The sequence below is a fragment of the Falsihalocynthiibacter sp. CO-5D18 genome, assembly GCF_041205445.1.
Lineage (GTDB): Bacteria > Pseudomonadota > Alphaproteobacteria > Rhodobacterales > Rhodobacteraceae > Falsihalocynthiibacter > Falsihalocynthiibacter arcticus.
The window spans coordinates 24,557-50,173 of record NZ_JBGFCF010000015.1; the positions used below are offsets into that span (position 1 = coordinate 24,557).

The 25,617-nt window shown below is 52.3% G+C and carries 23 protein-coding genes and 6 pseudogenes; 14 read left to right on the top strand and 15 right to left on the bottom strand.

Going from position 1 to position 25,617, the window contains the following annotated elements; translation table 11 throughout:
- Positions 1-18: 18 nt before the first annotated feature.
- From AB9F27_RS17415 to AB9F27_RS17460, 10 genes and pseudogenes are all read right to left on the bottom strand, one after another.
- Positions 19-147 (bottom strand): annotated as a pseudogene (locus tag AB9F27_RS17415) (IS6 family transposase); the annotation flags it as partial.
- A 36-nt stretch (positions 148-183) separates the two neighbouring features.
- Positions 184-1,416 (bottom strand): MFS transporter, encoded by a 1,233-nt coding sequence (locus tag AB9F27_RS17420; protein ID WP_335586986.1) that lies wholly within the window; start codon positions 1,414-1,416, stop codon positions 184-186.
- Positions 1,416-1,910 (bottom strand): hypothetical protein, encoded by a 495-nt coding sequence (locus tag AB9F27_RS17425; RefSeq protein ID WP_369756722.1) that lies wholly within the window; start codon positions 1,908-1,910, stop codon positions 1,416-1,418. The genes AB9F27_RS17420 and AB9F27_RS17425 overlap by 1 nt, the downstream gene beginning before the upstream one ends.
- A pseudogene (locus tag AB9F27_RS17430) lies at positions 1,903-2,463 on the bottom strand (class I SAM-dependent methyltransferase); the annotation flags it as partial. The gene AB9F27_RS17425 and the pseudogene AB9F27_RS17430, both read right to left, overlap by 8 nt.
- Positions 2,464-2,744: 281 nt before the next feature.
- A pseudogene (locus tag AB9F27_RS17435) lies at positions 2,745-3,429 on the bottom strand (IS6 family transposase).
- A 148-nt stretch (positions 3,430-3,577) separates the two neighbouring features.
- Entirely contained in the window at positions 3,578-4,600 is a 1,023-nt protein-coding gene (locus AB9F27_RS17440) for a LacI family DNA-binding transcriptional regulator (RefSeq protein WP_369756723.1), read from the bottom strand.
- 69 nt (positions 4,601-4,669) lie between these two features.
- Complete coding sequence (locus AB9F27_RS17445; protein ID WP_369756724.1) at positions 4,670-4,993, bottom strand: hypothetical protein; 324 nt, start codon at positions 4,991-4,993, stop codon at positions 4,670-4,672.
- Complete coding sequence (locus tag AB9F27_RS17450) at positions 4,990-5,874, bottom strand: NAD(P)-dependent oxidoreductase (RefSeq protein ID WP_369757967.1); 885 nt, start codon at positions 5,872-5,874, stop codon at positions 4,990-4,992. The genes AB9F27_RS17445 and AB9F27_RS17450 overlap by 4 nt, the downstream gene beginning before the upstream one ends.
- On the bottom strand, positions 5,865-6,374 hold the full coding sequence (locus AB9F27_RS17455) for a gluconokinase (protein ID WP_369756726.1): 510 nt from the start codon (positions 6,372-6,374) through the stop codon (positions 5,865-5,867). Before AB9F27_RS17455 ends, AB9F27_RS17450 begins: the two co-directional genes overlap by 10 nt.
- Positions 6,371-7,138: an SDR family oxidoreductase gene (locus tag AB9F27_RS17460; protein WP_369757968.1), complete on the bottom strand. Its 768-nt coding sequence runs from the start codon at positions 7,136-7,138 to the stop codon at positions 6,371-6,373. The genes AB9F27_RS17455 and AB9F27_RS17460 overlap by 4 nt, the downstream gene beginning before the upstream one ends.
- 154 nt (positions 7,139-7,292) lie before the next feature.
- On the opposite strand from AB9F27_RS17460, the gene AB9F27_RS17465 reads away from it, so the two are divergent.
- Both AB9F27_RS17465 and AB9F27_RS17470 read left to right on the top strand, forming a co-directional pair.
- Complete coding sequence (locus tag AB9F27_RS17465) at positions 7,293-8,240, top strand: 2-hydroxyacid dehydrogenase (RefSeq protein ID WP_369756729.1); 948 nt, start codon at positions 7,293-7,295, stop codon at positions 8,238-8,240.
- A 1-nt stretch (position 8,241) separates the two neighbouring features.
- On the top strand, positions 8,242-9,273 hold the full coding sequence (locus tag AB9F27_RS17470) for an L-idonate 5-dehydrogenase (protein WP_369756730.1): 1,032 nt from the start codon (positions 8,242-8,244) through the stop codon (positions 9,271-9,273).
- On the opposite strand, the gene AB9F27_RS17475 is transcribed toward AB9F27_RS17470, so the two are convergent.
- Positions 9,260-10,117 carry an NAD(P)-dependent oxidoreductase gene (locus AB9F27_RS17475; RefSeq protein WP_369756731.1) on the bottom strand — a complete coding sequence of 286 codons (858 nt, stop codon included), beginning with the start codon at positions 10,115-10,117 and terminating at the stop codon, positions 9,260-9,262. The two genes, AB9F27_RS17470 and AB9F27_RS17475, sit on opposite strands and share 14 nt — an antisense overlap.
- Complete coding sequence (locus AB9F27_RS17480) at positions 10,114-10,530, bottom strand: heme-binding protein (protein ID WP_369756732.1); 417 nt, start codon at positions 10,528-10,530, stop codon at positions 10,114-10,116. The genes AB9F27_RS17475 and AB9F27_RS17480 overlap by 4 nt, the downstream gene beginning before the upstream one ends.
- Positions 10,531-11,205: 675 nt before the next feature.
- On the opposite strand from AB9F27_RS17480, the gene AB9F27_RS17485 reads away from it, so the two are divergent.
- Genes AB9F27_RS17485 through AB9F27_RS17495 form a run of 3 tightly spaced genes read left to right on the top strand, consistent with a single transcriptional unit; the run spans position 11,206 to position 13,969 of the window.
- Positions 11,206-11,691: a TRAP transporter small permease gene (locus AB9F27_RS17485; RefSeq protein ID WP_369757969.1), complete on the top strand. Its 486-nt coding sequence runs from the start codon at positions 11,206-11,208 to the stop codon at positions 11,689-11,691.
- Positions 11,688-12,968, top strand: coding sequence for a TRAP transporter large permease subunit (locus AB9F27_RS17490; RefSeq protein ID WP_369756734.1), 1,281 nt, complete (start codon positions 11,688-11,690; stop codon positions 12,966-12,968). Before AB9F27_RS17485 ends, AB9F27_RS17490 begins: the two co-directional genes overlap by 4 nt.
- 23 nt (positions 12,969-12,991) lie before the next feature.
- Positions 12,992-13,969: a DctP family TRAP transporter solute-binding subunit gene (locus AB9F27_RS17495; RefSeq protein ID WP_369756735.1), complete on the top strand. Its 978-nt coding sequence runs from the start codon at positions 12,992-12,994 to the stop codon at positions 13,967-13,969.
- 87 nt (positions 13,970-14,056) lie between these two features.
- Here the strand turns inward: AB9F27_RS17495 and AB9F27_RS17500 are convergent.
- Positions 14,057-14,576 (bottom strand): annotated as a pseudogene (locus AB9F27_RS17500) (transposase); the annotation flags it as partial.
- A 114-nt stretch (positions 14,577-14,690) separates the two neighbouring features.
- Between AB9F27_RS17500 and AB9F27_RS17505 the strand changes: the two are divergent.
- A pseudogene (locus AB9F27_RS17505) lies at positions 14,691-14,828 on the top strand (helix-turn-helix domain-containing protein); the annotation flags it as partial.
- Here the strand turns inward: AB9F27_RS17505 and AB9F27_RS17510 are convergent.
- Positions 14,829-15,260, bottom strand: a pseudogene (locus AB9F27_RS17510) (IS6 family transposase); the annotation flags it as partial.
- A 233-nt stretch (positions 15,261-15,493) separates the two neighbouring features.
- Here AB9F27_RS17510 and AB9F27_RS17515 point away from each other — a divergent pair.
- Positions 15,494-16,912, top strand: coding sequence for an FAD-binding oxidoreductase (locus AB9F27_RS17515; RefSeq protein WP_369757970.1), 1,419 nt, complete (start codon positions 15,494-15,496; stop codon positions 16,910-16,912).
- A gap of 22 nt (positions 16,913-16,934) precedes the next feature.
- Positions 16,935-17,267 (top strand): hypothetical protein, encoded by a 333-nt coding sequence (locus tag AB9F27_RS17520; protein WP_369757971.1) that lies wholly within the window; start codon positions 16,935-16,937, stop codon positions 17,265-17,267.
- Positions 17,268-19,046: 1,779 nt separating this feature from the next.
- Here the strand turns inward: AB9F27_RS17520 and AB9F27_RS17525 are convergent.
- Complete coding sequence (locus tag AB9F27_RS17525; protein ID WP_335586474.1) at positions 19,047-19,739, bottom strand: IS6 family transposase; 693 nt, start codon at positions 19,737-19,739, stop codon at positions 19,047-19,049.
- Between the two features lie 151 nt (positions 19,740-19,890).
- Here AB9F27_RS17525 and AB9F27_RS17530 point away from each other — a divergent pair, with 151 nt between their 5' ends.
- The 6 genes from AB9F27_RS17530 (at position 19,891) to AB9F27_RS17555 (ending at position 25,616) form a co-directional block, all read left to right on the top strand.
- On the top strand, positions 19,891-20,577 hold the full coding sequence (locus tag AB9F27_RS17530; RefSeq protein ID WP_335586473.1) for a GntR family transcriptional regulator: 687 nt from the start codon (positions 19,891-19,893) through the stop codon (positions 20,575-20,577).
- Between the two features lie 463 nt (positions 20,578-21,040).
- Positions 21,041-21,790 carry an aspartate/glutamate racemase family protein gene (locus AB9F27_RS17535; protein ID WP_335586472.1) on the top strand — a complete coding sequence of 250 codons (750 nt, stop codon included), beginning with the start codon at positions 21,041-21,043 and terminating at the stop codon, positions 21,788-21,790.
- A complete protein-coding gene (gene hydA, locus AB9F27_RS17540) occupies positions 21,790-23,190 on the top strand; it encodes a dihydropyrimidinase (protein ID WP_335586471.1) in 1,401 nt (466 codons plus the stop codon). Before AB9F27_RS17535 ends, hydA begins: the two co-directional genes overlap by 1 nt.
- Positions 23,187-23,939, top strand: coding sequence for an Asp/Glu/hydantoin racemase (locus tag AB9F27_RS17545; protein ID WP_335586470.1), 753 nt, complete (start codon positions 23,187-23,189; stop codon positions 23,937-23,939). The genes hydA and AB9F27_RS17545 overlap by 4 nt, the downstream gene beginning before the upstream one ends.
- Before the next feature lie 29 nt (positions 23,940-23,968).
- Positions 23,969-24,997, top strand: coding sequence for a TRAP transporter substrate-binding protein (locus AB9F27_RS17550; protein ID WP_335586469.1), 1,029 nt, complete (start codon positions 23,969-23,971; stop codon positions 24,995-24,997).
- A 55-nt stretch (positions 24,998-25,052) separates the two neighbouring features.
- Positions 25,053-25,616: a TRAP transporter small permease gene (locus AB9F27_RS17555; RefSeq protein ID WP_335586468.1), complete on the top strand. Its 564-nt coding sequence runs from the start codon at positions 25,053-25,055 to the stop codon at positions 25,614-25,616.
- The last annotated feature ends 1 nt before the right edge of the window (position 25,617 follow it).

The following is a 25,617-nucleotide window of genomic DNA, read 5'->3' on the forward strand; positions in this document are numbered from 1 at the left end:
TTTCCTCTGACAGTGCCCGATCCCTCGTTCGTGGAGTAAATCTTCCACGTTTCGAAGTGAGAGTGGGAATCTGACGTACAACATCACCGCAAGACGGATGATTTCAGGAGACGTCTTGAAATAGCGAAAAGGAGCGCGTTTTTTCATGACACAACGTTAATTGGTAGCCCTGCCCTTCTCAAGTCAGTTTCCTCTGACAGTGCCCTCTGTTGGTAAAGTCAGAACAAAGCCAAAGGCAATAAGTTTGAGAGCACATGGAAGGGCGACATAGGCGAAAGTCAGTGTTGACAGAGCTTCTGGGCTATTGCTTTGACCAGGGGTAAAGCCGCTTTGTTCCAGAAGCGGCAATACGGTGAAAGCCGCCAGTGCGAGCCCAAGTTTTCCGGCAAATGACCAAATGCCAAACGCCGCCGATGCATTCAGCCCGGCCTTTGTCAAAGCAACGGAAAACATAGTGGGCAGGACGACCATGTCAGCCCCCAAGGCGGCACCAGACGCAACGCAAATGATCGCAAATCCAACCGCATTCCCTGGCGCCAGAAAACCCGCGCCAACGAAGCCAGCAATTGCAAGCGGCATCGCGATCGTCAAGATCGTCTTACTGCCGAAGCTTTGGCTAAGTGCTGCCCAAAGCGGGACGCTCAATCCGGCGCACAGAAAAAACAGAACCAAGAAACCACCGGCTTTTCCGCTAAGTTGCAGACGATCTTCGACAAAAAACAGGAACAAGGTCGAGGTCAACGCCACAGGCATGCTATTGGCCAATGCCAGCGCCAAAAGCTTCAAAGCCCCGGCTTTGGCTAGGCCAGACACAGAAATGCCCTCCCCTAAGATTGGGGTGCGGCGCCAGATCGGAAAAGTTACAATCGCGGCGAAAACAGCGATGGCACCCAGCAAGAAACCAAAGGCTGGGTATCCTAAACCCTTAGCTCCCAATCCGACAAAAATAGCTGGGGCGATCGCTGCAATCACAACGCCGCCCAGCATCCCGCCTTCGCGAAAGGCGGCAAGCGTCAACAATTCGCGCGGGTCAGGACGTTTGGCCAGTGTCGCACTTCGGCCATACAACAAGATAATCCCAAGGCTATAGGATGAGAAGAGCAGGATCAGGATGGCCACTAATTCTGTCGTCGCCATGGGGCCCGGGGTGATCGAGAAAAGCAGCGGAAAGCCAATTGCAAGCCCGCCTGCCGCAAGCATGGCAAACATCGTTTGCGCGTTTGGCCAGCGATCAATGGCCCAGCCAATCAACGGATCCTGAACCAGATCAATCAGGCGGATCAACAGCAAGACTGTCCCGATCACACCCAATCCGATACCAAGATTGATCGACGCAAACCGTGGTAAATGGATGTACAGAGGGATGCCAGCCGCGGCCAGCATCAATGCGTAAAGGCTGACGCGCGGGTAAACCATCATTCACCTTTTAACTTGCGGGTAAAGGCCTTGGACCGGGTGTTTTGGCCAACAAAAATGGCCATAAATTGTTGCTTGAGCTGAGGGTGCGTAAGGGTGCACACACGCATGCCATTGCGCCAGAACCCGATCTGGTCCTGCCCACGCGACACTGCCAGATACTGATCCCCTTTGCTGACATCATCAAAGCACTGGCCAAGCTGCTCGCGCAGCGGCAACGGGTGCCCCAAACGGTCCAGCTCTTTAAGGGTTGATTCAACCAGATCTTTCTTGGTCAGATTGCGAAGATAATTCAGCTCGATTGCGAAATCTTGGCTCCAATCCAGCGGCGCACCGTCTGTTGTGTAAAGACGGGCTTGATAGAGCGGGAATCCCATGAACCGAAGAGTCGCCTCACCGCGAACTTGCAGCGTTGAAAGAACGGTTTTCACTGTCGACGCCTGCAAAAATGTCGGAACCGCCAAAACAACAAGGATCACAAGAGCCCTAAGCATGCGCCAGCTCCACTTGCACCACATTTGTATGGCTAACGGCAAACGAGGCCGCGCAAATTTCCATGCAATACTGCCAGTTTCGAAAGAAAGAGTCACCATACCCCAGTTCGGTGATTTTGCAATTCTGCGAAACCAGGCTTTCTGACCAAATTCTACAGGTCTTGGCATAGTCCTGGCCAAAGGCGAAACTGTCTCGGACCTCAAGGCCAACGTTTTTGGCCTGTTGGGAAATCACCCTGTCGGATAGCAAAATGCCCCCGGGAAATGCATACTGGCGGATATATTCGGACGAGGTTTTGTAGGTCTCAAAAAAACTGTCTTTGACGGTGATCGCCTGTAATACGACACGCCCGCCTTCGGCCAGATTGCGTTTCCACACATCGAAATAGCTGGGCCAATATCTTTCCCCGACAGCCTCGATCATTTCGATGGAGACGATGTTGTCAAATCGCCCATCGATGTCTCGATAGTCACGCAACTGGATGTCTGCGCGTCCTTCCAGACGGCAGACGGCATAGCTGTGCTGGCTTCGGGAAATGGTGACGCCAGATAGGATGCAGACAAGCCCGCAATTCCGCCCCCAACAATGGCGATTTTCTTTCGGGGGCCCTCAGTTTGATCTAGCATTAGAACCTCTTTATCTTCTTGTATTTAGAGGGATACGCTGGGTATCACGGATTGGATCACCTATCCCTTGCAAAAATACTTATCGAATAAGGTGATCCGGATGGTTCGCGCGCGTGCCTGATCTATAATGATGGAACACAAACAATCTCAAACGGTGGTTTCAGACTAATTCGAACTCGTCTCAGCTAGGCTAGGATCCCTGCCCTTTTATGCCGCACAAAAGCCGCGCCACTCAGTAAGAGCCGCGTTGCGATTGGCTTTGAAATGAACTCTTTGCGATAGACTGCGATCCTGATTGAAGTGGTTGAAAACGGATGCGTGAACGGAAACAAATTTCTGCAAACTTCGCATTCGACGAAAGCGGTGCATCGCTCGCTCTCGTCGTCGGAACGGCAAGTGTGAATTCTCAGCGCGATTGTTTTTCCAGCGTCCTGTTTCCTGTTTCGCCGCGTTACCAATCATCTTCATCGCGGCGCCGTATGAGCGAAGTTTGTCAGTGACTATAATCTCAGGCTGGCTGTACCGTTTCATCGCTTTCTTCGTAAATTTAAGGGCTGTGCCCTCATCGCGGCGCTTGGTGACGTAACTTTCCAACACCTCACCTTCATGATCAACCGCTAGCCATAAGTAGTGACGTTCGCCGTTTACTTTCAAAACAAACCTCATCTAGGTGCCACTGCCATTGAGGCCAGGATCGCAATCGTTCCACTCGTTTCTTCCGTATCTCAGACGCAAACATTGGCCCGAACCTGTTCCACCAAAACCGAACCGTTTCGTGGAGTAAATCCTCCACGTTTCGAAGTGAGAGCGGAAACCGAACGTAAAGCATCACCGCTAGACGGATGATTTCAGGGCTCGTTTTGAAATAGCGAAAAGGGGAGTGTTTTGTCATGGCCCTAAGCTAGTTACTTACCCCGCCCCGCCCCGCGCAAGTCAGTTTCCTCTGACAACACCATGCTCCCTCTTGTCGAGATGGTTTTGAAATAGGTCCCGCCGTGTCGTCTTCTTGGCCATGTGCGGATGTATATGGACCCCGCCTTTCAGAAAGTGGCAAACTTAGTCGATGTAGATTGTGCTGGTTTCAGGACCGGAGTGATCATTTTGTTCCGCGCCGTTTCGGGAGACTTCAATAACTCCAACACCAGATCGGCGGCGCTCTCCCCGATTTCTTTCGACATCGGGTCAATAGTGGTCATTGTCGGCACGCAGACCTCAGCAATATCGTATGCCCCAAACCCAGCGATTGCGATTTGATGAGGAACAGCTATGCCGCGGCGTTGACACTCGGACAACGCGCCAAAACCCACAAGATCAGACACGCAAATCACCGCATTCGCATCAGGAAACCGTTCAAGTAATTCGCTCATCGCTTTTGCACCCTTTTGCATAGGACCTTGCGGCGCACCAGAACCGACCAAAAGATCAGTCGGCAATCCATGGCTCGCCATAGCCGCTTGAAAACCACGGCGCCGATCTTGTCCACGCGTGTCGCTTTCAGAATCGCCACCCATAAACGCAATACGCGTGCGCCCTTGCTGAACGAGATGATCTACAAGTAGCTGCATCGTATCTGCATTGGAAAACCCAACTACATGGCCAATTGGGCTATGCGGATTGTCCCATGTTTCAATGACAGGCACACCGGCCCCTATCAACATTTGACGGGCCTTGTCGGTGTGGTGTCCACCTGTGACGATTATCGCTTCAGGGCGACGGCGCAGGAATTGACCGATCAGCTGCTCTTCGCGCTCCAATTCATAATTAGTATGTCCTAGCAGCACCTGGTAGCCCGCTTGGCTAAGCTTGTTGGTCAGCGCCACAACGGTCGCGGCAAAATTGGCATTATTAAGGGACGGAATTGTCACCGCGATAAAATCACTGCGCTTGGTGCGAAGGTTCGCGGCTGTCATATCAAAAACGTAGCCAAGCCGGTTCGCCGTTTCGTGTATTTTTGCCCGAGTCGCAGCCCCCACAGAAGCCTCTTCCTTGAAAGCGCGACTGACCGTCATAACGGACAAGCCAGTAGCTCGCGCTACGTCTTTCATAGTTGGGCTACGCTTCATAGAGCTTCCTTATATGTGATCGATACCACTTCTGGCGAGTTCATCTCGGACTTGCAACCAAATCATGCGCTAACAAGCCTTGGTGGCAACATGGTGGTGGATCCGACCCTTAAAGAACCGCGGCAGCAATGCTTCTGTCGCTTTTTTACCCTCCGTCCTCGCGGGCGAATTCAACGCAGTGGTCACGGCGGTGAGATCATCGTAATCGATCTCCATGATCAAGGGGAATTCTGGCGCGCCAGGATCGGCCTCCTCGGTGAACGTTACACGCACTGCTCGTGCACCGGGGAATGCCTGCCACTTAGGCAAGAGTTCATCCATTATAGCTGCGCGAAACGCGTCCGTCTTTCCCGCGTGGATTGTTCCTTCAAACATTGCAAATCTCGTGATCATTCTGCCAACTCCTCTGGGCCATTGAAATATTCCATCAATGCCGCTTGATCCTCGCCGCCCAATCCGGCGGCCGTCAGCAGGCGGTGCACTTCGGCGCAAACGGCGGTCATCGGCATGGCGGTGTTGGTACGCCGCGCCAAATCTTGGGCGCCATTCAGATCCTTGACCATATTGTCTATTCGGCCTGTGCGACGATAATCTTTGGCGACGTAACGGGGCATGTATTCTTGCAATATTGCGCTATCTGCGCGCCCACCTTTTAAGGCGATCGGGATTTTTGCCGCATCAACACCGGCATCAAGTGCCAATTTTGTAGCCTCAGCCACCGCCAGAAAGTTGAGCCCGCATAGAACCTGATTGATAAGTTTTGTTGTCTGCCCTGCTCCAACGGGCCCCATATGCGTGTAATTCGAAGCGACATGTTTCAGCACATTATGCGCGTCCGCGACGTCTTGCGCATCGCCGCCCGCCATCAACGTCAACTCTCCGATCAATGCCTTGGGTGCACCTCCCGATAGCGGACTATCGACCCAGCGCAACCCTATCTCTGATGCCTTCGCGGCAAGGTTCTTTGTTGCTTCGGGGTCAATAGAGGACATATCGATAATCAGTGTGCCGGGCTTAGCACCCTCCGCCACGCCAGCTTTGCCAAACACGGCGATGTCTACGATGCGCGGCGCATTAAGGCTGGTGATGACATAATCACTCGCAGCAGCGGCCGCGGCGGCAGACTCTGCGGCCACGGCGCCATGTGCGACCAATTCCGCGACTTTGTCGGCATCTAGATCAAAGACTGTGAGCTGATTGCCGGTTTGTGCCAAACGGGTGCCAATCGCACCGCCCATGGCTCCTGCGCCAATTAATGCGACCTTTACTGACATTTTGTATCCTTATAAAAATGGGCGACCAGTTCGGCTACGATCGCATCCGGGCTCTGGGCAATATCGACTCTAACTGCGTTTTCATCCGGTGCGGGTGGTTCAAGAGTTGATAACTGACTGTCAAGCAAGGCAGGCGGCATAAAATGATCTGTACGCGCAGCCATCCGGCCCGCAATCACATCGCGAGTGCCGTCAAGATGCAGAAATGTGACGGCACCACGTGCAGCTCTGCGGATGATATCGCGATAGCTACGCTTGAGAGCAGAGCAAGCAACGACCAACGGAAGCTTGTGATCTACAAAGGTGCGTCCGACGGCAGCGAGCCATGGACCACGATCAGCATCGTCCAAAGGAATACCCGCTGCCATCTTTGTAATATTAGCAGCTGAATGCAGATCATCGCCATCTATAAAATCCGCACCCAACTGGACGGCAAATTCCGCCCCAATCGAAGACTTTCCGCAACCCGCTACACCCATGACCACGAAGCGTTTCATCATAGAGAAGCAGTGATGCCGCCATCCACAAACACTGTCGTGCCATTCACAAAAGAGGACGCGTCGGAGGTCAGAAAAATACACGCCCCAACCAGTTCTTTGACATTGCCCCACCGTCCTGCCGGCGTACGCTTTGCTAGCCACGAGGAGAATTCGGGATCTGCTACAAGAGCCGCATTCAAGGGCGTATCAAAATATCCAGGAGCCAAAGCATTGCATTGCAATCCATGCCGCGCCCAATCTGTCGCCATCCCCTTTGTGAGGTTCCCAACTGCCCCTTTCGTCGCCGTATATGGTGCAATTCCGGGGCGCGCGAGTGCGGTCTGAACGCTTGCGATATTCACAATTTTACCCTTACCACGTTTGATCATATGGTTCGCGCATGCCTGACCGACGTGAAACACGGATGCAATGTTGGTTTGCAGCATTTTTTCGAACATATCAGCTGGAAAGTCTTCAAGCATTTCGCGGTGCTGCATGCCTGCATTGTTTACTAGGATATCAATCGGGCCGGTTTCTGCCTCAAATTTATCAACAGCCGCGCGTACTCGAACATGATCCGTAGCATCAAAAGCAAGCACCTCAACTACCGCGCCGTCTTCCCGCAATCTCGCTGCAGCAGCGTTTAACTTGGCGGTGTCGCGCCCGTTCAGCACGATCGACGCGCCCGCAGATGCAAGGCCGCGCGCAAGGGCAAAGCCTATTCCCTGAGACGACCCCGTTATCAGAGCTCGCTTACCTGTCAGGTCAAACAATTGAAGGCCCATTTTTCGAATCCCTTTTAATATCAGTACCCAATTTATGTTATCGATAACAAATTTTGTCAATAGACCACTTAACAAACGAAGTTACGACTGGACGGCTCCAATTGTCTGATCTATGTTATCGATAACAAATTCAGTCGAACCGCAGGAGTGCACAATGACAAAACCAGATATTCTTCAGGTTGGTTACTATCCGGACTGGGACCAAGAACCGCTGGATGAAGCATTCAACATGCACAAATATTTCGAAGCTGATGACAAAGCTACATTCCTTGCCAAGGTAGGTCCAAGCATCAAAGGCATCGCAACGCGTGGTGAACTCGGGACCACGCAGGCCATGCTCGATGCGTGCCCCAATCTCCAAGTAGTTTCGGTTTACGGCGTTGGCTATGACGCGGTCGATGTGGCTGCCTGCACTGCACGCGGTATCCATGTAACAAACACGCCCGATGTGCTGACAAGCGACGTGGCCGACCTTGGCGTAGCGATGATGCTCGCCCAGTCGCGCGGCATGATCGGTGCATCCCAGTGGGTCCGTGACGGGTCTTGGGAGGCAAAGGGTCTGTACCCGTTGCAATCGCGCGTTTGGGGCAAAAAGGCCGGAGTCCTGGGCCTTGGGCGGATCGGGTTCGAGGTCGCTAAACGGCTCTCGGGTTTCAATCTCGACATCGCCTATAGTGATGTCAGCGCCAAAGGCTACGCGCCGGACTGGACGTTTATCGCAGATCCGATTGCACTCGCGAAACATGCGGATTTCTTGTTCGTAACCCTCGCTGCATCCACTGACACGCGCCATATCGTTGGCAAAGAAGTATTGGATGCCCTTGGGCCTGATGGCATGGTCATTAACATCTCACGTGCGGCCAACATCGACGAAGAGGCATTGTTAATTGCGCTGGAAAACAAGACCGTCGGTGCCGCTGCATTGGACGTGTTTGAAGGCGAGCCGGCCTTGAACCCACGTTTTCTTGCGTTAGACAACGTGATGGTCCAACCGCACCACGCGTCTGGCACCTTTGAAACACGCAAAGCAATGGGTAAGCTGGTGCGTGACAACCTGATTGCGCATTTCGCAGGCAATCCACTTTTGACGAAGGTAAATTAGGATGAAATCGCTTGTCATTCACGCAGCAAATGATCTGCGCATCGAAGACCATGACATCACCCCACCCGCCAGCGGCGAGGTACAGATCACCATGGCCATTGGAGGTATTTGCGGCACCGATTTACACTATTATAACCACGGTGGGTTTGGCGTCATCAAGCTGCGCGAGCCGATGGTACTTGGACATGAAGTCGCCGGACACATCACTGAACTAGGCATTGGTGTTGAACACCTAAAGCTTGGCCAACTTGTAGCCATTTCCCCGTCGCGGCCCTGCAATACATGTAAGTTTTGCCTAGAGGGCGCGCAAAACCAATGCCTGAACATGCGTTTCTATGGCTCAGCCATGCCATTCCCGCATATCCAAGGCGCGTTCCGCCAAGTGTTGAATGTTAGTGACAGCCAATGCGCAGTCGCAGACGGCATAACTCCGGGCGAAGCCGCAATGGCTGAACCACTTGCCGTTTGCCTGCACGCGACGCGGCGGGCGGGCAACTTGGTCGGGAAGTCAGTGCTGGTGACCGGCTGTGGCCCTATTGGCATCCTGTCCATCCTATGCGCCCGTCGCGCCGGTGCGGACCTGATTGTGGCAACAGATCTGAGTGATTACACACTACAAATGGCGCGCGCTGCGGGAGCAGATAAAGTTATCAACATGGCGCAAAATCCCGATGGATTGGCAGAGTTCACACCGGACAAAGGCACGTTCGACGTCTTGTATGAATGCACGGGTGCGGCCCCCGCGCTGGCGGCAGGCATTCACGCGATGCGCCCGCACGGCACGATCATGCAGCTTGGGCTTGGCGGGGACATGACCCTACCGATGATGGCTATCACGGCTAAAGAGCTGTCACTCAAGGGGTCGTTCCGGTTTCATGATGAATTCCAAACCGGTGTCAGTTTGATGCAAAAAGGGTTGATCGACGTGAAGCCGCTGATCACGCACACCGTCAGCATTGATGATGCTGTTGCAGGGTTCAAGCTGGCGTCAGATCGCACGCAGACGATGAAAGCACAGATTAGTTTCGCTTAAGGTCCAGCCATTCATAATAGGCGGAGTGGTCTTTCTCGCCGCCGTTATGGACTTCAACAAAATCGCGAAACCCTGCTGTGATCGTTTCTGAAAGTGGCAAAGACAGACCCGCTGTATGTGCCAAGGTCATCGCGTTGTTGAGATCTTTAAGTTGCGCGACAGAGCGACCACCGGGGGTAAAATTACCCTCGACCATGCGTGCACCGTGCAGATCAAGGATACGACTATCGGCAAACCCGCCACGCAGGGCGTCGCGCAACGCAGCCTTGTCACACCCCCCTGCCTCGGCCAATCGCATAGCCTCAGCCACCGCGCCAATCGTGGTTGCGACGATCAATTGGTTGGCCAATTTCGCGACCTGCCCTGCGCCTACTTCCCCCAAATGCGTTGCCCGACCAAGCAAATTAAAAACAGGGGTTGCACGTAGGAATGAAGCCTTTGAGCCACCAACCAAGATCGCGAGACTTGCGGCCTCGGCACCCGTCACGCCGCCTGACACTGGCGCATCCAGGTAGGCCAACCCGATACTTTCGCTTTGCCTTGCCAGTGCCCGATCTGTGTCAGGATCAACGGATCCCATATCTATGATTAGCCCACCTTTCGCCGCAGCGTGCATCGTAAGGTTATCCAAAACTGCGCGCGTTGCAGGACCATCCAATAGCATGGAAATCACGCACTCCGCACCTTTTACAGCTTCCTGCGGAGTTGCACGGACATTACATACATCCCCAAGGGCCTTCGCCTTGTGCTCACTGCGATTCCACACGGTCACGTCGTGCACAGCGGCCAAATGGCGTGCCATGGGCGCACCCATTAATCCGGTGCCGAGAAACGCAATTTTCATATGTCAGCACCGATTGAATTCAGCGCCGCCACTGCGACCTCAATGTCTTGCTGACCTGTGCCCGACCCGACACCGATCCCTCCCAGCACAACGCCATTTACAATAATCGGCAAACCTCCTGGTAAGCCAGTCATGTGGCCGCCTGTCGCGACCCCAATTGCTGGGCGTACGCTCTCCGGAATATTGGATGAAGCTCCACCGGTCGATGCAGCTGTCAACGCCTTAGCTTTTGCCGACTTGCGGCTCAGAAACTTGGCACCCGTCATCCGGATTTCCGCAATCAACTGCCCGCTGGCATCGACAATAACAATACATTGCGGCTGGCCCATCTGTTCAGCGGCTTCCACACCCGCTGTAAGCATCCCCATCGCTCCCCGATGGGTGAGCAATTTGGTGTCCATAGTTGCAATCATAATAGCCTTCTTTCGTTTTGAAGATGCGAGCAGTTATCGATAACACTTACCCAGACTAGGAAATAAAACACAAATGTCATTTCACAAAAACCATGGCAAGTGTGTGACCGCAATGTCTGGGTCGCATCGGTCAAGTTTCTCGCAACTAGGACGAACTGGTTCAGTATCTGAACTGTTTACTTTTCTCGGACCATCACAATGACAGAATCATACGCTACGCGCCCGTTACAGGTTTGTTGACATTTGGCAGGCCGCCCAGCTTCGACAATGGCTAAACCCGTACCGCGTGGGGCGCTTGGTCTCGTGGTGACATTGAACCCACCGCGTGCCGCATGGATAGCCAAGTAAAAACGCCGATTGTTGCATCCCCGCCTAGCTTTTCCTTTCAAACCTTGCCTCGGAGACAGGTAAAGACACATACTTTTCACTTTACCAACGTGCCCGAAGGTGACTCCACCTGATCGGATTGAGGCGATCAGGTTCCCAGTGCGCCCTCCCCTTAGTTAAAATGAAAACTATGGTTATTGACAGAAAGTTGTTGCAAGTGTTATCGATAACATTCAATATGTGTTATCGATAACATATCTTGGGACATTTGCAATCCCAACTATAGTATTCGATTATTCGACTCTGGCGCCTGATTTAGCCTGTTGAAATTTGCTTTGGGAGGAGCGCATGAGTAAACTTGCCGAAAGGTTATGGAACTCCATTGAAGCCGTAATAGCGGTTCTTATGATTGTCATGATCGCTTTTGTTTTCACAAATGTGGTATTGCGCTACGGCTTTTCGTCAAGTTTGCGGCCTTCAGTCGAGTTATCAAGAATGTGCTTTGTATGGGTAGTCATGCTTGGCGCGGTGGTCGTATTGCGACGTGATGAACATCTCGCAGTGACTGAAATATCAGATGTTCTTTTTCCTCGTGCCGTCCCCTTTCTGCGACGCCTCGGTTGGGTAATTATCTTGTTCGCCGTTGGTATGCTGTTTTGGGGGTCGTTCCGCCAAATGATGGCCAATTGGAACAATATTTCACAACTTACTGGGCTGCCTTCAGGGCTCTTCTATGCAGCCGGCGTTATTTCTGGTGGCTTGATGGCCTTCGTAGCAGCCGTGCGAATTTTCTATCCCGATGCGTTCGCCACTAAAGATGGACCCACACTATGACTCTGGCAATTTTCCTCAGTGTTCTGCTGTTCTCGATCATGCTTCGATTGCCCGTCGCGTTCGCACTGTTGTTGTCGTCCATCGCGCTCATGTTTTACATGGATACGTTCAGCGTTGATATTCTTGCACAGTCGCTGATCAACGGTGTAGATAGTTTTCCGCTGCTAGCGATTCCATTCTTCCTTGTGGCGGGCGAGGTTATGTCCGTTGGTGGCCTCTCGACGCGTATTGTGCGGATGGCGACGATGTTTGTTGGGCACCGTAAGGGTGGCTTGGGGTACGTTGCGATTTTCACTTCGGTCTTGTTGGCCGGTCTCTCTGGATCGGCTGTCGCCGATGCCGCCGCTTTGGTTAGCATTCTGTATCCGATGATGAAACAAGCCGGATATCCAGAAGGACGCTCTATGGGCTTGCTGGCGTCTGGTGGTATCATTGCCCCAGTTATTCCACCCTCACTGCCACTGATCTTGGTCGGTGTTGCGGGCGGAATTTCGATTAAGGATTTGTTCTTGGGTGGGATTGTCCCTGGGCTACTGATGGGGCTAACGCTTATTCTGGTCTGGTCTATTCTTGTACGCAACGAGGATCTGCCTGTTGCACCCAAGGCCCCGTTGGCCGAAAAAATGGCCTCGTTGCGTGAAGGCATTTGGGCACTCCTGATGCCTGTTATCATCATCGGCGGTATTCGGTTTGGAGTCTTCACCCCCACAGAGGCTGCGGTTGTCGCTGCGGTTTATGCGCTCGTTATCTCCACGTTTGTTTATCGAGAGATGACTTGGAGCAAGTTTTATTTGGTACTGAAAAATTCTGGACGCGCAACTGCAATGGTCATGTTTCTTGTCGGCTGCGCTATGGTTGCGGCATGGCTCATTACTGTGGCGCAGTTGCCGCAACAGCTGGCAGTACTGCTTGGGCCATTTATCGATAATCCGCGCACTCTGATGCTGTTGATTATGTTGCTGGTTTTGGCCGTCGGCATGGTCATGGATCTGGCGCCTACCGTGCTTATCCTTGTGCCGCTGCTGATGCCTGTCATTAAATTGGCGGGGATCGATCCAGTCTATTTCGGGCTGATGTTCGTGATCAATTGTTCCATTGGATTGATCACGCCACCAGTCGGCAATGTTCTGAATGTTGTTTGTGGTGTTGGCCGCGTGCCAATGTCCAAGGCTGTCAAAGGGGTGCTCCCTTTCATAGCTGCATATTTGGTGCTCTTGGGGCTGTTCATAGCTTTCCCGGACATCATAATCGTGCCGATGAAATTCATCACCGGCTAAATTGTCCTCGGAGGAGAAAACAAGTGAAATCTTTTATGAAACCAATGGTGCTTGCTGGCACAATGATTTTTGGCGCTACATTCGCTACAGCTGAAACAACGCTAAAGTTGGCGCACGCAGCACCGGAATCCGACCTCCAGCAAACAATGTCTCTGTTCTTCAAAGAGCAAGTCGAAGCACGCACGGACGGCAACGTCATGGTCAACATTTTCCCATCCGGTCAATTGGGCAACGATGCACAGATGATTGACGGAATTCGTTCCGGCATTATCGATTTGGCAATGGTTGGGTTGAACAACTACTCCGGTTTAATGCCTGAGTCCGCAGCTTTCACTTTGCCTTTCATGTTTCCAACCCGCGAAGCGGCCTATCAGGTTCTAGACGGACCGGTCGGTCAAGGCGTACTGGATCAAATGGGTGAATTTGGTCTTAAAGGTCTAGGTTTTCCAGAAAACGGCTATCGCAACATGACCAACAATCGCGGCCCAATAAAAGTACCAGCTGATGTTGCGGGCCTCCAAATGAGGGTTAACAACTCTATCGCGCTCAACGACATGTTCTCGGCCCTTGATGCAAACCCTCAGCAAATTCCAGTAGCCGAACTATACACCGCCTTGGAAACTGGTGTTGTCGACGCGCAGGATCACCCGATTGGTGTGACTCTTTCGTTTAAGTTCTATGAAGTGCAGAAATTCCTCAGCCTGACCCAGCACGCCTATTCACCGTTGGCACTTGCGATGAATAATAATGCTTTTGAAGGTTTGTCAGCAGATGAACAGACGGTTATTCTTGAGGTGGCAGCAGAAGCCGTTGCGATGCAGCGCGAGTTGAGCATCGCGAAAGAAGACGAAATGCTTGCCGCACTGGAAGCCGATGGAATGACAATCAACCGCGACGTTGATGGAAACGCATTTCAAGAGGCTATTAAACCAGTTTGGGAAGCCTTTATCGAAACCAATGGTGACGGCCTTGTGAACGCTATCCTTGAAGCTTCTAACTAAGTCAATTTCTTAATCTTTGGACCCCGCCGACACTCGGCGGGGTCCAATTTGTTTGGAAACACAAACTTTGCCTAGGGTCAGGACTCGTTAAATCCAAAATATCACGATTTCTGCGATGCATATTGAGGAGAAAAAAGTGTGTGCACAGCGGTCATATCGAGTTGATATACGCCTCCAGTCTTTGAGTTTATCGAACATGTTTTCGACCTTATGCCTCTGTTTATGCGAAGCCTTATTGTATTCTATCAGACGCTTTCGGTTCCTCCTTAAGGGAATGCAGGGGGCTATCCCTTTGTCCAGTAAGCCATCCCTGAACCAGTCCGCGTCGTAACCTCGATCAGCAAGGAGGTGCTTGGCCGCCGGGAAATCGGCCAGCAATAGTTCGGCCCCTTTTTTTGGAGGCTGCAAGCGGTACGATGCGCCTTGAGGTGCGTCGCGTCTATCTGCAATTGTTTCGGCGTGTCCTGAGATGATAAGGCTTTAAAATATTATTAAATACGCCTAACCTGCTCCAGCGGATGAAGCGATTATACAGGGTCTTATGCGGGCCGTATTCGGGGGGAGCATCCCGCCACTGCAACCCACGTTTCAGGACATGGATGATGCCGTGTTGTTTTGCACTGAGAGCTGACCCGGTAGCCCCATAAATTTTCACTGAGAATTGACCCATGTAAACACACTACCCTGACGGATTTGGTCGGGGAGATATGGAGTGATCGACATGGGATTTTTAAGTGTAATACGACGTTGGGCATTGCGTGAAGAGATGCCAATTCGAGAGATTGCCCGCCGGACGGGTCTGTCTCGTAACACAATTAAGAAGTACCTGCGTGAGGGCGCTGTTGAGCCGAAGTTCAAGACGCAGTAGATCAGTCACGATGACATGTGGTGGACCAAAGCGCTTCATTGTTTTTCTGAGGAATTTCAACGCCGCTTTGCGATCCCGGCGCTTGGTGACATAACTTTCAAGCACCTCGCCCTCGTGATCCACGGCCCTCCAGAGATAGTGGGTTTCACCGTTGATTTTTACAAACACTTCGTCCAAATGCCATTGCCAATTCGAATGAGCTCGAAGGTGCTGAACCCGTTTTCTTCGGATCTCCGCGGTGAACAACGGACCGAACCGGTTCCACCAAAACCGCACAGTCTCATGGCTAATTTCGATCCCGCGCTCATGCAACAAATCCTCCACATTCCGGAGTGACAGAGGGTACCGAACGTAAAGCATCACTGCCAGGCGGATGATCTGCGGGCTCGTCTTGAAGTACTTGAATGGGTCGCGTTTTGTCATCCTGCGACGCTAGGCGTTCACCCTGCCCGCCTCAACCGGTTTTCTTCTGACAGTGCCAGGTACAATGCTAGAAGCATAACCTACAGATCATTTCCATAACGGATACAATCGTCGTCAAATCTCTATTTCTTTGCGTTGCTGTTCACAAATGTGTTATGGACTTCCACGAGAATTTTTTTCTACCTGAGGCAAATGCCAGGCGGGAACCTTCAACGATTATGGAGGATTCAAATATGGCAAATCTAATAACTTTAGACGGCAAGGGTGTATCGATCGATTCGGAAGCAATCGAAACCCTTGCAGCGTCACTACGTGGCAGCATTTTTAAAGACGGCGATGCCGGATATGACGAAGGCCGTACAATTTGGAATGCAATGGTGGATCGCAAACCCGGTCTGGTCGTTCGGGCGATGGGTACGAGCGACGTTCGCAACACGGTAAACTTTGCTCGAGAGAATAACCTTTTGATGGCAGTCCGCTCGGGTGGGCATCAGATCGCCGGACATGCCGTTGCGGATGGGGCATTGCTTCTTGATCTGTCCCAAATGCAGTCGGTTCGCGTTGATCCAAAAGCAAAAACGGCTCGCGTTGAACCGGGCGCCGCTTTAAGTGATGTCGATTTTGAAACACAGTCGCACGGGCTGGCGGTTCCGATGGGAATTAATTCAACAACGGGTATCGCCGGGTTGACGCTCGGTGGTGGATTTGGCTGGATTACTCGCAAATACGGCATGACCATCGATAACTTATTGTCCGCGGATATTGTGACCGCCGATGGAGCGATGGTGAAGGCAAGCGCATCCGAAAACCCCGATCTCTTTTGGGCAATCAGAGGCGGCGGCGGTAACTTTGGAGTTGTAACTTCGTTTGAGTTCCAACTTCATGACGTCGGTCCCGAAGTGTTGGCTGGGTTGATTGTGCATCCAATTGAGGACGCCGGATCTTTGCTGCGAGAATTTGAGGGAATTGCCAATTCTGCTCCTGACGAGTTGACTGTATGGGTTGTGATGCGCAAGGCGCCACCGCTGCCCTTCCTTCCCGAAGACTGGCACGGGAAACCCGTTTTAGTGTTCGCAGTTTGCTATATCGGCGATGAGGATGGGGGGGGCGACGCACTCAAAAAACTTCGAGCGCTGGGCAAACCTATCGCAGATGTCATCGGACCATCGCCGTTCGCTGGTTGGCAACAAGCGTTTGATCCGCTGCTCACACCTGGCATGCGAAACTACTGGAAAAGCCACGATTTCAATGAACTCAAAGAAGATGCCGTACAGGTTCTTTTGAATGCAATTGAGACCCTCCCTGATCCAAACTGCGAAGTCTTTATCGCCCATGTTGGCGGTGCGATGGCGCGGATTGCAGATGATGCGACGGCCTATCCACAGCGGTCCTCGCATTTCATTATGAATGTTCATACGCGTTGGGCCGAACCCTCGGGTGATGACCTCTGTATCGGTTGGGCGCGTAAACTCTTTGACGACACCGCCAAATATTCAACCGGCAGTGTTTATGTGAACTTCATGCCTGAGGACGACGTAGATCGCGTCGGAGGCGCTTATGGCGTCAATATGGATCGCCTGAGCGCAGTTAAAGCCAAATATGACGGCGGAAACCTGTTCCGTCTGAATCACAATATTGCACCTAAATCGTAAAACATCTTGATAGGAGGAAATTATGTCAATCTACGAGAAAATAGAGAAAGCCACGATAGACAGAGACGCTAACGGATACATTGATCTGATGTCAGACGATTGTGTTTTTGTCCGCCACCAAACTGGAACCGAGATGAATAAGGCCGATATGTCCGATATGTTACGAGGAATGATGAGTTCCGACAGCATGGATTTTGGTAAACGTCGTTGCATTTATGAAAACAACGATATCTTGGTCGTCCATTCTATAAATGACTATCCGGATGGATCGAGAGAAGCGGTTCTGTTAGCATATTCTCTACGAGATGGGAAAATTGCGCGACTGGAAACAGGAGCAACACTGCTCGATAAATAATGCGCAATTTTGGTCGCGGCTAAGGCCGCGGTCACTCAATGTTTGGTTGGAATGCTGAATTCTCTGCGACCCGATTGACTGACCGAAGTACAAGCGGCGACCTCAGTTCTCTAGCGTCCATCAGTGTTTTCGGGCCTATGAGGCGCGAGCACACCGTATGCGATGCCTCCCATTACCAGCACACCAGCCAAAACAAATCGTAACGTCAGGGCTTCGCTCAAAAACAAAGCACCACCGGCCATCGCAATGATTGGCACCGACAATTGCGCTAGAACAGCTTTCAATGCTTGCATATGAGGCAGAACGCGATACCAACGCGCCGTTTGTTTCTTACGCTACATCCAGCATATTTCGACTTTAGGGGTGAAAACGGGGCCTTCACTGGAGAAGGCTCGATTTCCGGTAGGTTATAGAGGCATCTACATTGAACGATTTTACTCCCTGTTACGCTCAATTCTTTCCCTGTTCACAAAATAAATTTCCCTGTTAACATTCTTAGGGAAATCACCTGTAAAGCACTGTAAATGCGTCTATATTCCGAGTGAAAAACCTCAGATATCTCTCATATTACGGAAATTCCCTGTTAATTTCCCTGTTAGCAGGGAATTTCGGGCGAGACTCGCTAGCTCAGGACTGCGCCCACAGCCAACACTCATAACATATTGATAACACTATATAATATCGTATTTTACCCGGTGTTTTCGCGGACATTTCAGGGTATTTGGATACGCCAGACTCGGATCATGCCGTGAATCGGCCGGATCCCGCTAAAAGTCTGGGACTGGCTTTTGCACGGTCGCAGTTTGCGTAAGTGTGATGCTCAAGCGATCCGGCTCCTAAATTGATGATGCAGCGCCCCGACGAGAACCCGCAACCGGTTCCGTGATATCCTCATAAAGTGAATGGCGGGATACTCCAGAACTCCCTCCTCAACGGCGAGCGCCCAGACAATTGCGATGGCCATCTCCTTGTAAGCCTTTGAAAACAGGGCGTTAATTGGGGTGCATCAAATGATGTAGTGATGGTTCGAATCCTACCATCCCAGCCAATTCATTTTTGATCATTTGACTAAGCAGACAGGGTTCCTATCGGGACCCAAAATGCCCCTGTTTATGCCCCCCAGGCTATTAGGCCCCTTTAGCCCCCCCCCTTCAGGCTTATTCTCTCAGGTGAAATCATCCTGGATGGGAAGTAATTGTGGGGGGGAGATACCTAGTAATGAATAGGTATAAGTAATGGATAAAATAGGAGGAGAGAGAGGGAGGGAAAAATCCCCCTAAGAGGTGACCTTACCAGGCCCCCAGTAGGTAGCCCCTTGTTATAGTTCCCTAATAATAGTGTAATTACTCCTCTTCCTCCTCCTTCCAACCATAAACCTCTACTACCCAAAGGACCCTACGACGATGAACGAAATAGAGGACCCTTGGCATTCCCGACCCATTGACGTGCATAGATGGTCCGATCACCCAGAAGTGGTCCAGTTCGTGGATAGGGTGTGGGACGAGTACCTGCCACAGGACATTGTGGGGAAACCGGGGCCGAAACCAAAGATGGCCTTCAGGAAGCAGCTCAGGGTGCTGGTGCTGGATCTGTATGTGGCTTGGCTGGAGGATCCTATAAGGGCGGGAAGCGGTCATTCGCTGCGGTTGCTAAATGAATGGTCGTTGTTTGCAGAAGCGGATGTACCGAGTGTTTTATAACCTCAGTCCGCTCTACTACGCCGCAAGAGGCTTTGTCACAGTAACTCATTCAGGTCAGCGAAATTGAAACCGCCCGAATTTAGGCGGCAACAATCTCACACCATTCAGCAAGCGCCTTAGCGCGTAAGTGACGGAGATTTGAGCGGGAGATCAGATGACGTTGCAAATTGAAATGGTTGTAGATGGCATCATGGGCAGACAGAAACCGTTGCATTGAACCTGGCGATTTGAACCTGCCCATTCGCCGTTCCCGTCGGCGCGTCGGTTGATGTGAAACTTCTGCCCGATTGTTCAGTCGACCACCTGTAACATGAAGATGCTCCAGGCCAAGCTCCCGAAGTGCCGCAGAATATGAACCCAACTTGTCGGTAACAATCTTATCCGGAATATATCCCTGCTTCTTTAGGAGTTTCCGCATAAGTTTATGGGCTGCGCGCTTGTTTCGGCGAGGTTGGGCCAGGACTTCAAGAACTTCGCCCTCATCGTCTACGGCTCGCCACAAATAGATCCGTTTACCGCCAATGCGAACAAAGACCTCATCAAAATGCCAAGTTCCTGAAGGTTGAACTCTGCGGGATCTGACGTTCGCAGCAATAGCCGGGCCGAATTTCAAAACCCATCGACGGATCGTCTCATAACTGACATCAATCCCGCGTTCGGCCAGCATTTCCTCAATGTCTCGAAAGCTTAGCGGAAATCGGAAATACAGCCAGACAGACCGTTGGATTATTGTCGGTGGGAATCGGTGGCGTGCGTAGGATATCTTGCTCATTCGACCACAACTATCCGTAGCAATCCCGCTCGTCGAGTTAATGTGTCAATGCCCACTCAAGACAGTTCCATCTGACTCTGCCGCTTCACCTTTTTCCATAGCATAATGAGATAGCATCCCATATTGTCACTCTGGAAACAGGATGGATCGAATGGTGGACACCGCAACTTTTGCCCCCCCCGGAAAAGACCTAACTGCAGTGGCGGAATGGGTCGCAGAAATATTGCGTGACCGCATAATAAAGGGGCAGCTAACATCAGGCGAACGTATTGTTGAACGCAAGCTCGCGATCGAGCTAGCAGTTTCCCGCACGCCAATCCGCGAAGCCCTTAAGTTACTTCACGCCGATAGGTTGATCGATATTTCTCGCAATAAAGGGGCGCAGGTAACGGAATATACATCGCAACAGGCCCTTGATTTATTCGATGTGATCGCGTCGTTAGAAAGCCTAGCTGCAGAGAGGCTTACGGCGACGATTTCAAACGAAAACCTTGATATCCTGGAGGATCTGCACGCGCAAATGCTGTTATTTAAACGGATCGGTAATGCCGAGAATTATTTTGACGCCAATTCAGAGATCCATGACGCAATTCTTCGGATGTGTGGCAATCCGATCTTAAGCGACGCGCATACCAAACTGATGGCGCGGGCGCGTCGGGGCCGTTTTATGGCGATTATTGATCCTGTACGGTGGGACGAATCCGTCGAGGAACACGAGCAACTGATGGCTTACTTGCGGTCTCGTGACGGCGACGGTGCGCGTCGAACTTGGTGCGCTCACCTTCAAAACACGGGCCGCACAGTTGCCGAGGTTCTGAAACAGGCTGAAATCGATTGATAGACCAAAACGCGCTCTGAAAGTTTTCCCTTCGATTTTCGACCTCCCCCCAACTTCCTTCGTGGCAACTCGGAGGGGCTTTTGATCGCGGACACGCCAGTCCGCCACCCGTCACGTTCCCAACGGAAACTAAAAAACGCGACTGACCTAAAGTTCGGCAGGCGCTACTGGCGCGCCCAAACGCAACTCAAGCGATGCCTGAACGCCAAAATCGTGAAAAGCGCGAATCCCCTGCGGCCCCGTGAAACAAAGTGCCTCAAAATGGAATGCCATATTTTTCATTGCGCGCCTAAGACTCGATATTGCGGCAAAAAACGTGCCCAAATTTCAATCAATCTATAAAAAATCGGTCTTTTTGTTTGCATTTACTGTGCACTCCTCTCCCAGCTCAACATATTAAAATGGAATGCCATTTGAAGAACCGCCTTCAATTTGAGTGGTATAACATGAAAAAGGCCGCACTATGAGACTCCTTCTAATCAATCCCAACATGACACAGTCCATGACCGATACGATGGCAAACATCGCTCAGCGCACTGTTGGAGCGAATGTTGAGATTGTAGCGATCACAGCCGAGCGCGGTTTTCCATACATTGCGAGCCGAGCCGAAGCACAGATTGCAGGAGGCATTGTGCTAGACATGATCGCCGAGCACGGTGCGGATTTTGACGCGGTCATCGTCGCGGCATTTGGGGATCCTGGGGTCGCTGCGGCACGTGAACTCTTTGATATACCGATTGTTGGCATGGCCGAAGCCGCCGTGATGTCGGCCGCGCTGTTGGCCAAAACCTTTGCCGTAGTCACTTTTTCCAGCGTGATGCACCGCTGGTACACCGATTGTGTCAATGCAACGGGGTTGAGCGCCCGGTTTTGTGGGGTTCTAACACCAGAAGCCCATTCAGTTGATGTCTCGGCTGTTCGCCACGAACTTCGTAAAGAAATGATCCAATTGGCAACGAAGGCCGTGCAAGAAGATAGCGCAGACGTCATTATCATGGGGGGGGCGCCTCTGGCAGGGCTAGCCCCTGATATCGCTCTTGAGGTTCCGGCAATCGTTATTGATCCGATTGCTGCCGCTGCGGCGCAGGCCGTGGCCCTTGCACAGATCACCGACAAAGGGGCCTTTGCAAACCGCGCCTCCAAGCCCGTTGCGAAATCCTCGGTCGGACTAACACCGCCCCTCGCCGCAGCCATTGGCAAGGAGAACGTGTGATGTACCATGACACGATCATCAAAAACGCCCGCGTCGTCACAGGCAGTGGGGAAATCCTTTGTGATATTGGTATCAAGGACGGCTGTATCGCCACGCTTGGGCTGGATCTCGGGCCCGCACCTGAAGTGATTGACGCCACTGGGTTGATCGCGCTTCCGGGTGGGATCGACAGCCACGTCCATATCGCCCAGCCTTCTGGCCCCGGGATTGAGATGGCGGATGATTTTGCCTCCGCGACCCGTTCCGCGGCTTGTGGCGGGAACACCACTGTTATGCCGTTTTGTTTGCAAGAAGACGGATACACATTGCGCGATGCCGTTGCGGATTATCACGCAAAGGCTGATGGGCAGTGTTTTGTGGACGTATCTTTCCATCTAATTATCAAGAATACCGATCCGCAAACAATTGGACAGGATCTACCCGCCTTAATTGAAGCGGGATATACCAGTTTCAAAATCTTCATGACCTACGAGGGCTTAGCTCTTTCTGACAGCCAAATACTGGAAGTGATGGATGCCGCCAAACGGCATAATGCCATGGTCATGGTGCATGCAGAAAACGAAGCCGCCATAGAGTTTCTGCGCGACAAGGCCGAAGCACACGGCGAGACAGCTCCCCTTTATCATGCCCGCACCCGTCCAGTTCCCGTCGAGCGGGAAGCCACGCATCGCGCCATTTCGTTGGCGGAAATAGCTGGTGTGCCCGTGACCATCGTGCATGTATCAAATGGCGCGGCACTCGACGAAATCATGCGCGCAAGGCAGCGCGGCGTAAAGGTTTTCGCGGAAACTTGCCCTCAATATATCACGCTTACCGCCGATGATCTTGACCGCGCCGGTTTTGAAGGAGCCAAATACGTGTGCTCGCCGCCCCCTCGCGACACCGACGAACAAAATGCGATCTGGGCGGGGATTGAGCGGGGCGATTTCAACCTGTTCTCATCAGATCATTGTCCTTTCAGGTTTGCCGACCCCGCAGGAAAAGACGCGGCTGGTGCACGCGCCTCCTTTCGAAATATCCCGAACGGAATTCCAGGAATTGAAACGCGCCTGCCCATCCTGTTTTCAGAGGGCGTGATGAAGGGACGCATCTCTCTTAGCCGCTTCGCCGAGCTGACCGCCACCAATCACGCGCGTTTGTATGGCTTGGCCCCCCGCAAGGGCGCCATCGCCGTAGGGGCGGATGCAGACATCGTTTTGTGGGACCCAACCCTCACCAAAAAAATTTCCCAAACCGATCTGCATCACGGGTCTGACTATACGCCATGGGAAGGGTTTACCGTCACGGGCTGGCCCGTTCGCACAATCCTGCGCGGCAAAACAGTTTGCCAAAACAACACCATCACAGAAAACGCCAGTGGCACCTATCTGCCTCGCAAATCGCCGGAGGTGTTGTTGTGAAATCTTACCCAAGGCAGACCGGCAAGCGCATCGGAATGCTGACCCCCTCTTCGAATACTGTTCTGGAACCTTATACCTCCGCGATGTTTGCCCCGTTTGGCGACGAAGCCTCCGCACATTTTGGGCGCTTCCGCGTGGTTGAAATTTCAATGTCGGATGCGTCGAAAACCCAATTTACGAACGCACCCATTTTGGAGGCCGCCAATCGCCTCGCGGAGGCACAGGTTGATCTTATCGCTTGGAATGGCACTTCGGCCAGTTGGCTGGGGCTAGACACGGACCGAGCGCTGTGCGCGTCAATTGAGACCGAAACGGGTATCAAGGCGACGTCCACAGCCCTTGCTTATGACCGGCTCTATCGAGGCCTCGGGATTGAAACCCTTGGTCTTGTGACGCCGTATATAAGCGAAATTCAAGACCTCATTATCGAAAATTACGCAGGCCAAGGCATTGCGGTCACCGCGGATGAACGTCTGCACGAAAAAATCAACCACGCGTTTGGCACCTATTCGGCGGACCATGTTGCCGCCCTGATACGGTCGGTTGCCAAGGCCAAACCTGCTGCCGTCTCAATTGTCTGCACGAACTTTAGAGGTGCCCCTCAAGCCGCTGAAATCGAAGCAGAAACGGGCGTAGCTGTATTCGACTCCGTGTCGGTCACAGCGGCCCATTGCATGCGCGAAGTCGGGCTTGACCCTGCGCGCGTCACCGGATGGGGCTCAGTGTTCCAGCGTTTTTCAGAAATTTAAACCCCAACCTAAATGAAAGTGAGACCGACATGAAGATGAAAACCCTTGTTACCAGCTTGGCGCTCTGCGCGATGGCTCTACCCGCCGCCTCCGAAACGATGCGCGTCATGGGCCAGCCCGCCGGAACAGGCCTCATTCAAAAAAACGTTGAAGGTCCATTCTTTGCAGATTTCGCGGCCCGTACCGGACTCGATATTGATGCAGATTTTCAGCCTGCCGATGTCACTGGGATTAAAGATACCGAGCAACTTCGCGTGCTAAAAAGCGGCTTGTTCGACATCATTTCCTTGCGCCTAAGTCAGGTGTCGCGGGACGAGCCAACCATTCTGGGCCTCGACCTTGTTGGGCTAAACCCCGACTATGAAACGGGCAAGAAAACGGCCGCTGCATACCTGCCCGTGGTCGACGCGCGCCTTCAGGAAAAATTCAACACAAAACTTCTGGGCGTTTGGCCCTTCGGACCTCAAGTGCTGTTCTGTAAGCCAGAAATTTCCTCTCTGGCGGATATGAAGGGCCTCAAAGTGCGGGTCTATGACCAGAACCTTGCAAATTTTGTTTCCCTTGTGGGTGGCACACCGGTTCCGCTGTCCTTTGGGGATGTGCAACAGTCCTTGGCTCGTGGCGTAGTTGATTGCGCGATCACGGGGCCCTCCTCCGCGAACTCCGCTGGCTGGCCAGAAGTTACGTCCTATATGCTGCCAATCGCTTTCCAGCTCGCCATGAATGGTTACGGCATGAACCTCGACAAATGGAACGCGCTGTCCGCCGAAGATCAAGGCAAGATGCAGGCCGCTTTTGACACTCTGAGCGACGAGATTTGGGCCTATTCCGAAGAACTGTTCGCGGATGCGGTTAAATGCAACGTGGGGCAACAACCCTGCGAGACAGGCACGCTTTATGACCTGAAACTGGTCGAAGTGACCGAGACAGACAAAGCGCTCATTTCCACTGCGGTAACGGATGTGTCTTTCCCTGCTTGGAAAGAAATTTGCGATGCCACAAATGACGCTTGCTCAAGCGATTGGATGGAAACTGTCGGCGTTGATATCGACTTTTAAATTTTATCTAGGGGCGGTGCAAGCCGCCCTCAGACCTCATTAATAAGGGATATCAATGGATTATATCGCCACTTGGATCAGCCGCCTCTTCGGCTGGTCGCTTCTTTTTCTCGCGGCCTTCGTCTCTCTGGAAACCGTGATGCGCAAGCTTTTCAACACGTCCCTACAAGGCGCGGACGAGCTGGGGGGCTATATTCTCGCCTTTGGATCTTCGCTGGCTTTTGTGGTCACACTCGCAGAACGCGCCCATATCCGCATCGACATCCTACACCAGAAATTCCCGGTTTTCATTCAGTCCTTAATCGACTGGCTTGCGGCCGTTGCCATGGCGCTTTTGGGGTGCTTTTTTCTCTATGTTGGGTGGTTTGTGATCATTGATACGATTGATTACGGCTCAACCGCCCCGACCCCTTGGGCGACACCTTTGATCTGGCCGCAATCCGCATGGTACGGGGCGCTCGCTGTGTTCTCGATCTGCGCCATTGTTTTATCCCTCCGCGCCACATGGCTGTTTTTCACGGGCCGCCACACGACCTTAACCGCCGAATTCAACCCAAAAGGCGCGGCGGATGAACTCGCCGAAGAGCTGCAAGGGCTCAAACAACGGGCAGGAAAATAAC

Excerpts from the sequence above, each read along its gene's own strand:
- AB9F27_RS17530 (WP_335586473.1), top strand. The coding sequence starts at position 19,891 with ATGGTGGACACCGCAACTTTTGCCCCCCCCGGAAAAGACCTAACTGCA.
- hydA (WP_335586471.1), top strand. The coding sequence starts at position 21,790 with ATGTACCATGACACGATCATCAAAAACGCCCGCGTCGTCACAGGCAGT.
- AB9F27_RS17550 (WP_335586469.1), top strand. The coding sequence starts at position 23,969 with ATGAAGATGAAAACCCTTGTTACCAGCTTGGCGCTCTGCGCGATGGCT.
- AB9F27_RS17555 (WP_335586468.1), top strand. The coding sequence starts at position 25,053 with ATGGATTATATCGCCACTTGGATCAGCCGCCTCTTCGGCTGGTCGCTT.
- AB9F27_RS17445 (WP_369756724.1), bottom strand. The coding sequence starts at position 4,993 with ATGATCACGAGATTTGCAATGTTTGAAGGAACAATCCACGCGGGAAAG.
- AB9F27_RS17470 (WP_369756730.1), top strand. The coding sequence starts at position 8,242 with ATGAAATCGCTTGTCATTCACGCAGCAAATGATCTGCGCATCGAAGAC.
- AB9F27_RS17450 (WP_369757967.1), bottom strand. The coding sequence starts at position 5,874 with ATGTCAGTAAAGGTCGCATTAATTGGCGCAGGAGCCATGGGCGGTGCG.
- AB9F27_RS17425 (WP_369756722.1), bottom strand. The coding sequence starts at position 1,910 with ATGCTTAGGGCTCTTGTGATCCTTGTTGTTTTGGCGGTTCCGACATTT.
- AB9F27_RS17490 (WP_369756734.1), top strand. The coding sequence starts at position 11,688 with ATGACTCTGGCAATTTTCCTCAGTGTTCTGCTGTTCTCGATCATGCTT.
- AB9F27_RS17420 (WP_335586986.1), bottom strand. The coding sequence starts at position 1,416 with ATGGTTTACCCGCGCGTCAGCCTTTACGCATTGATGCTGGCCGCGGCT.
- AB9F27_RS17465 (WP_369756729.1), top strand. The coding sequence starts at position 7,293 with ATGACAAAACCAGATATTCTTCAGGTTGGTTACTATCCGGACTGGGAC.
- AB9F27_RS17455 (WP_369756726.1), bottom strand. The coding sequence starts at position 6,374 with ATGATGAAACGCTTCGTGGTCATGGGTGTAGCGGGTTGCGGAAAGTCT.
- AB9F27_RS17485 (WP_369757969.1), top strand. The coding sequence starts at position 11,206 with ATGAGTAAACTTGCCGAAAGGTTATGGAACTCCATTGAAGCCGTAATA.
- AB9F27_RS17520 (WP_369757971.1), top strand. The coding sequence starts at position 16,935 with ATGTCAATCTACGAGAAAATAGAGAAAGCCACGATAGACAGAGACGCT.
- AB9F27_RS17525 (WP_335586474.1), bottom strand. The coding sequence starts at position 19,739 with ATGAGCAAGATATCCTACGCACGCCACCGATTCCCACCGACAATAATC.
- AB9F27_RS17480 (WP_369756732.1), bottom strand. The coding sequence starts at position 10,530 with ATGATTGCAACTATGGACACCAAATTGCTCACCCATCGGGGAGCGATG.
- AB9F27_RS17460 (WP_369757968.1), bottom strand. The coding sequence starts at position 7,138 with ATGGGCCTTCAATTGTTTGACCTGACAGGTAAGCGAGCTCTGATAACG.
- AB9F27_RS17535 (WP_335586472.1), top strand. The coding sequence starts at position 21,041 with ATGAGACTCCTTCTAATCAATCCCAACATGACACAGTCCATGACCGAT.
- AB9F27_RS17440 (WP_369756723.1), bottom strand. The coding sequence starts at position 4,600 with ATGAAGCGTAGCCCAACTATGAAAGACGTAGCGCGAGCTACTGGCTTG.
- AB9F27_RS17515 (WP_369757970.1), top strand. The coding sequence starts at position 15,494 with ATGGCAAATCTAATAACTTTAGACGGCAAGGGTGTATCGATCGATTCG.
- AB9F27_RS17475 (WP_369756731.1), bottom strand. The coding sequence starts at position 10,117 with ATGAAAATTGCGTTTCTCGGCACCGGATTAATGGGTGCGCCCATGGCA.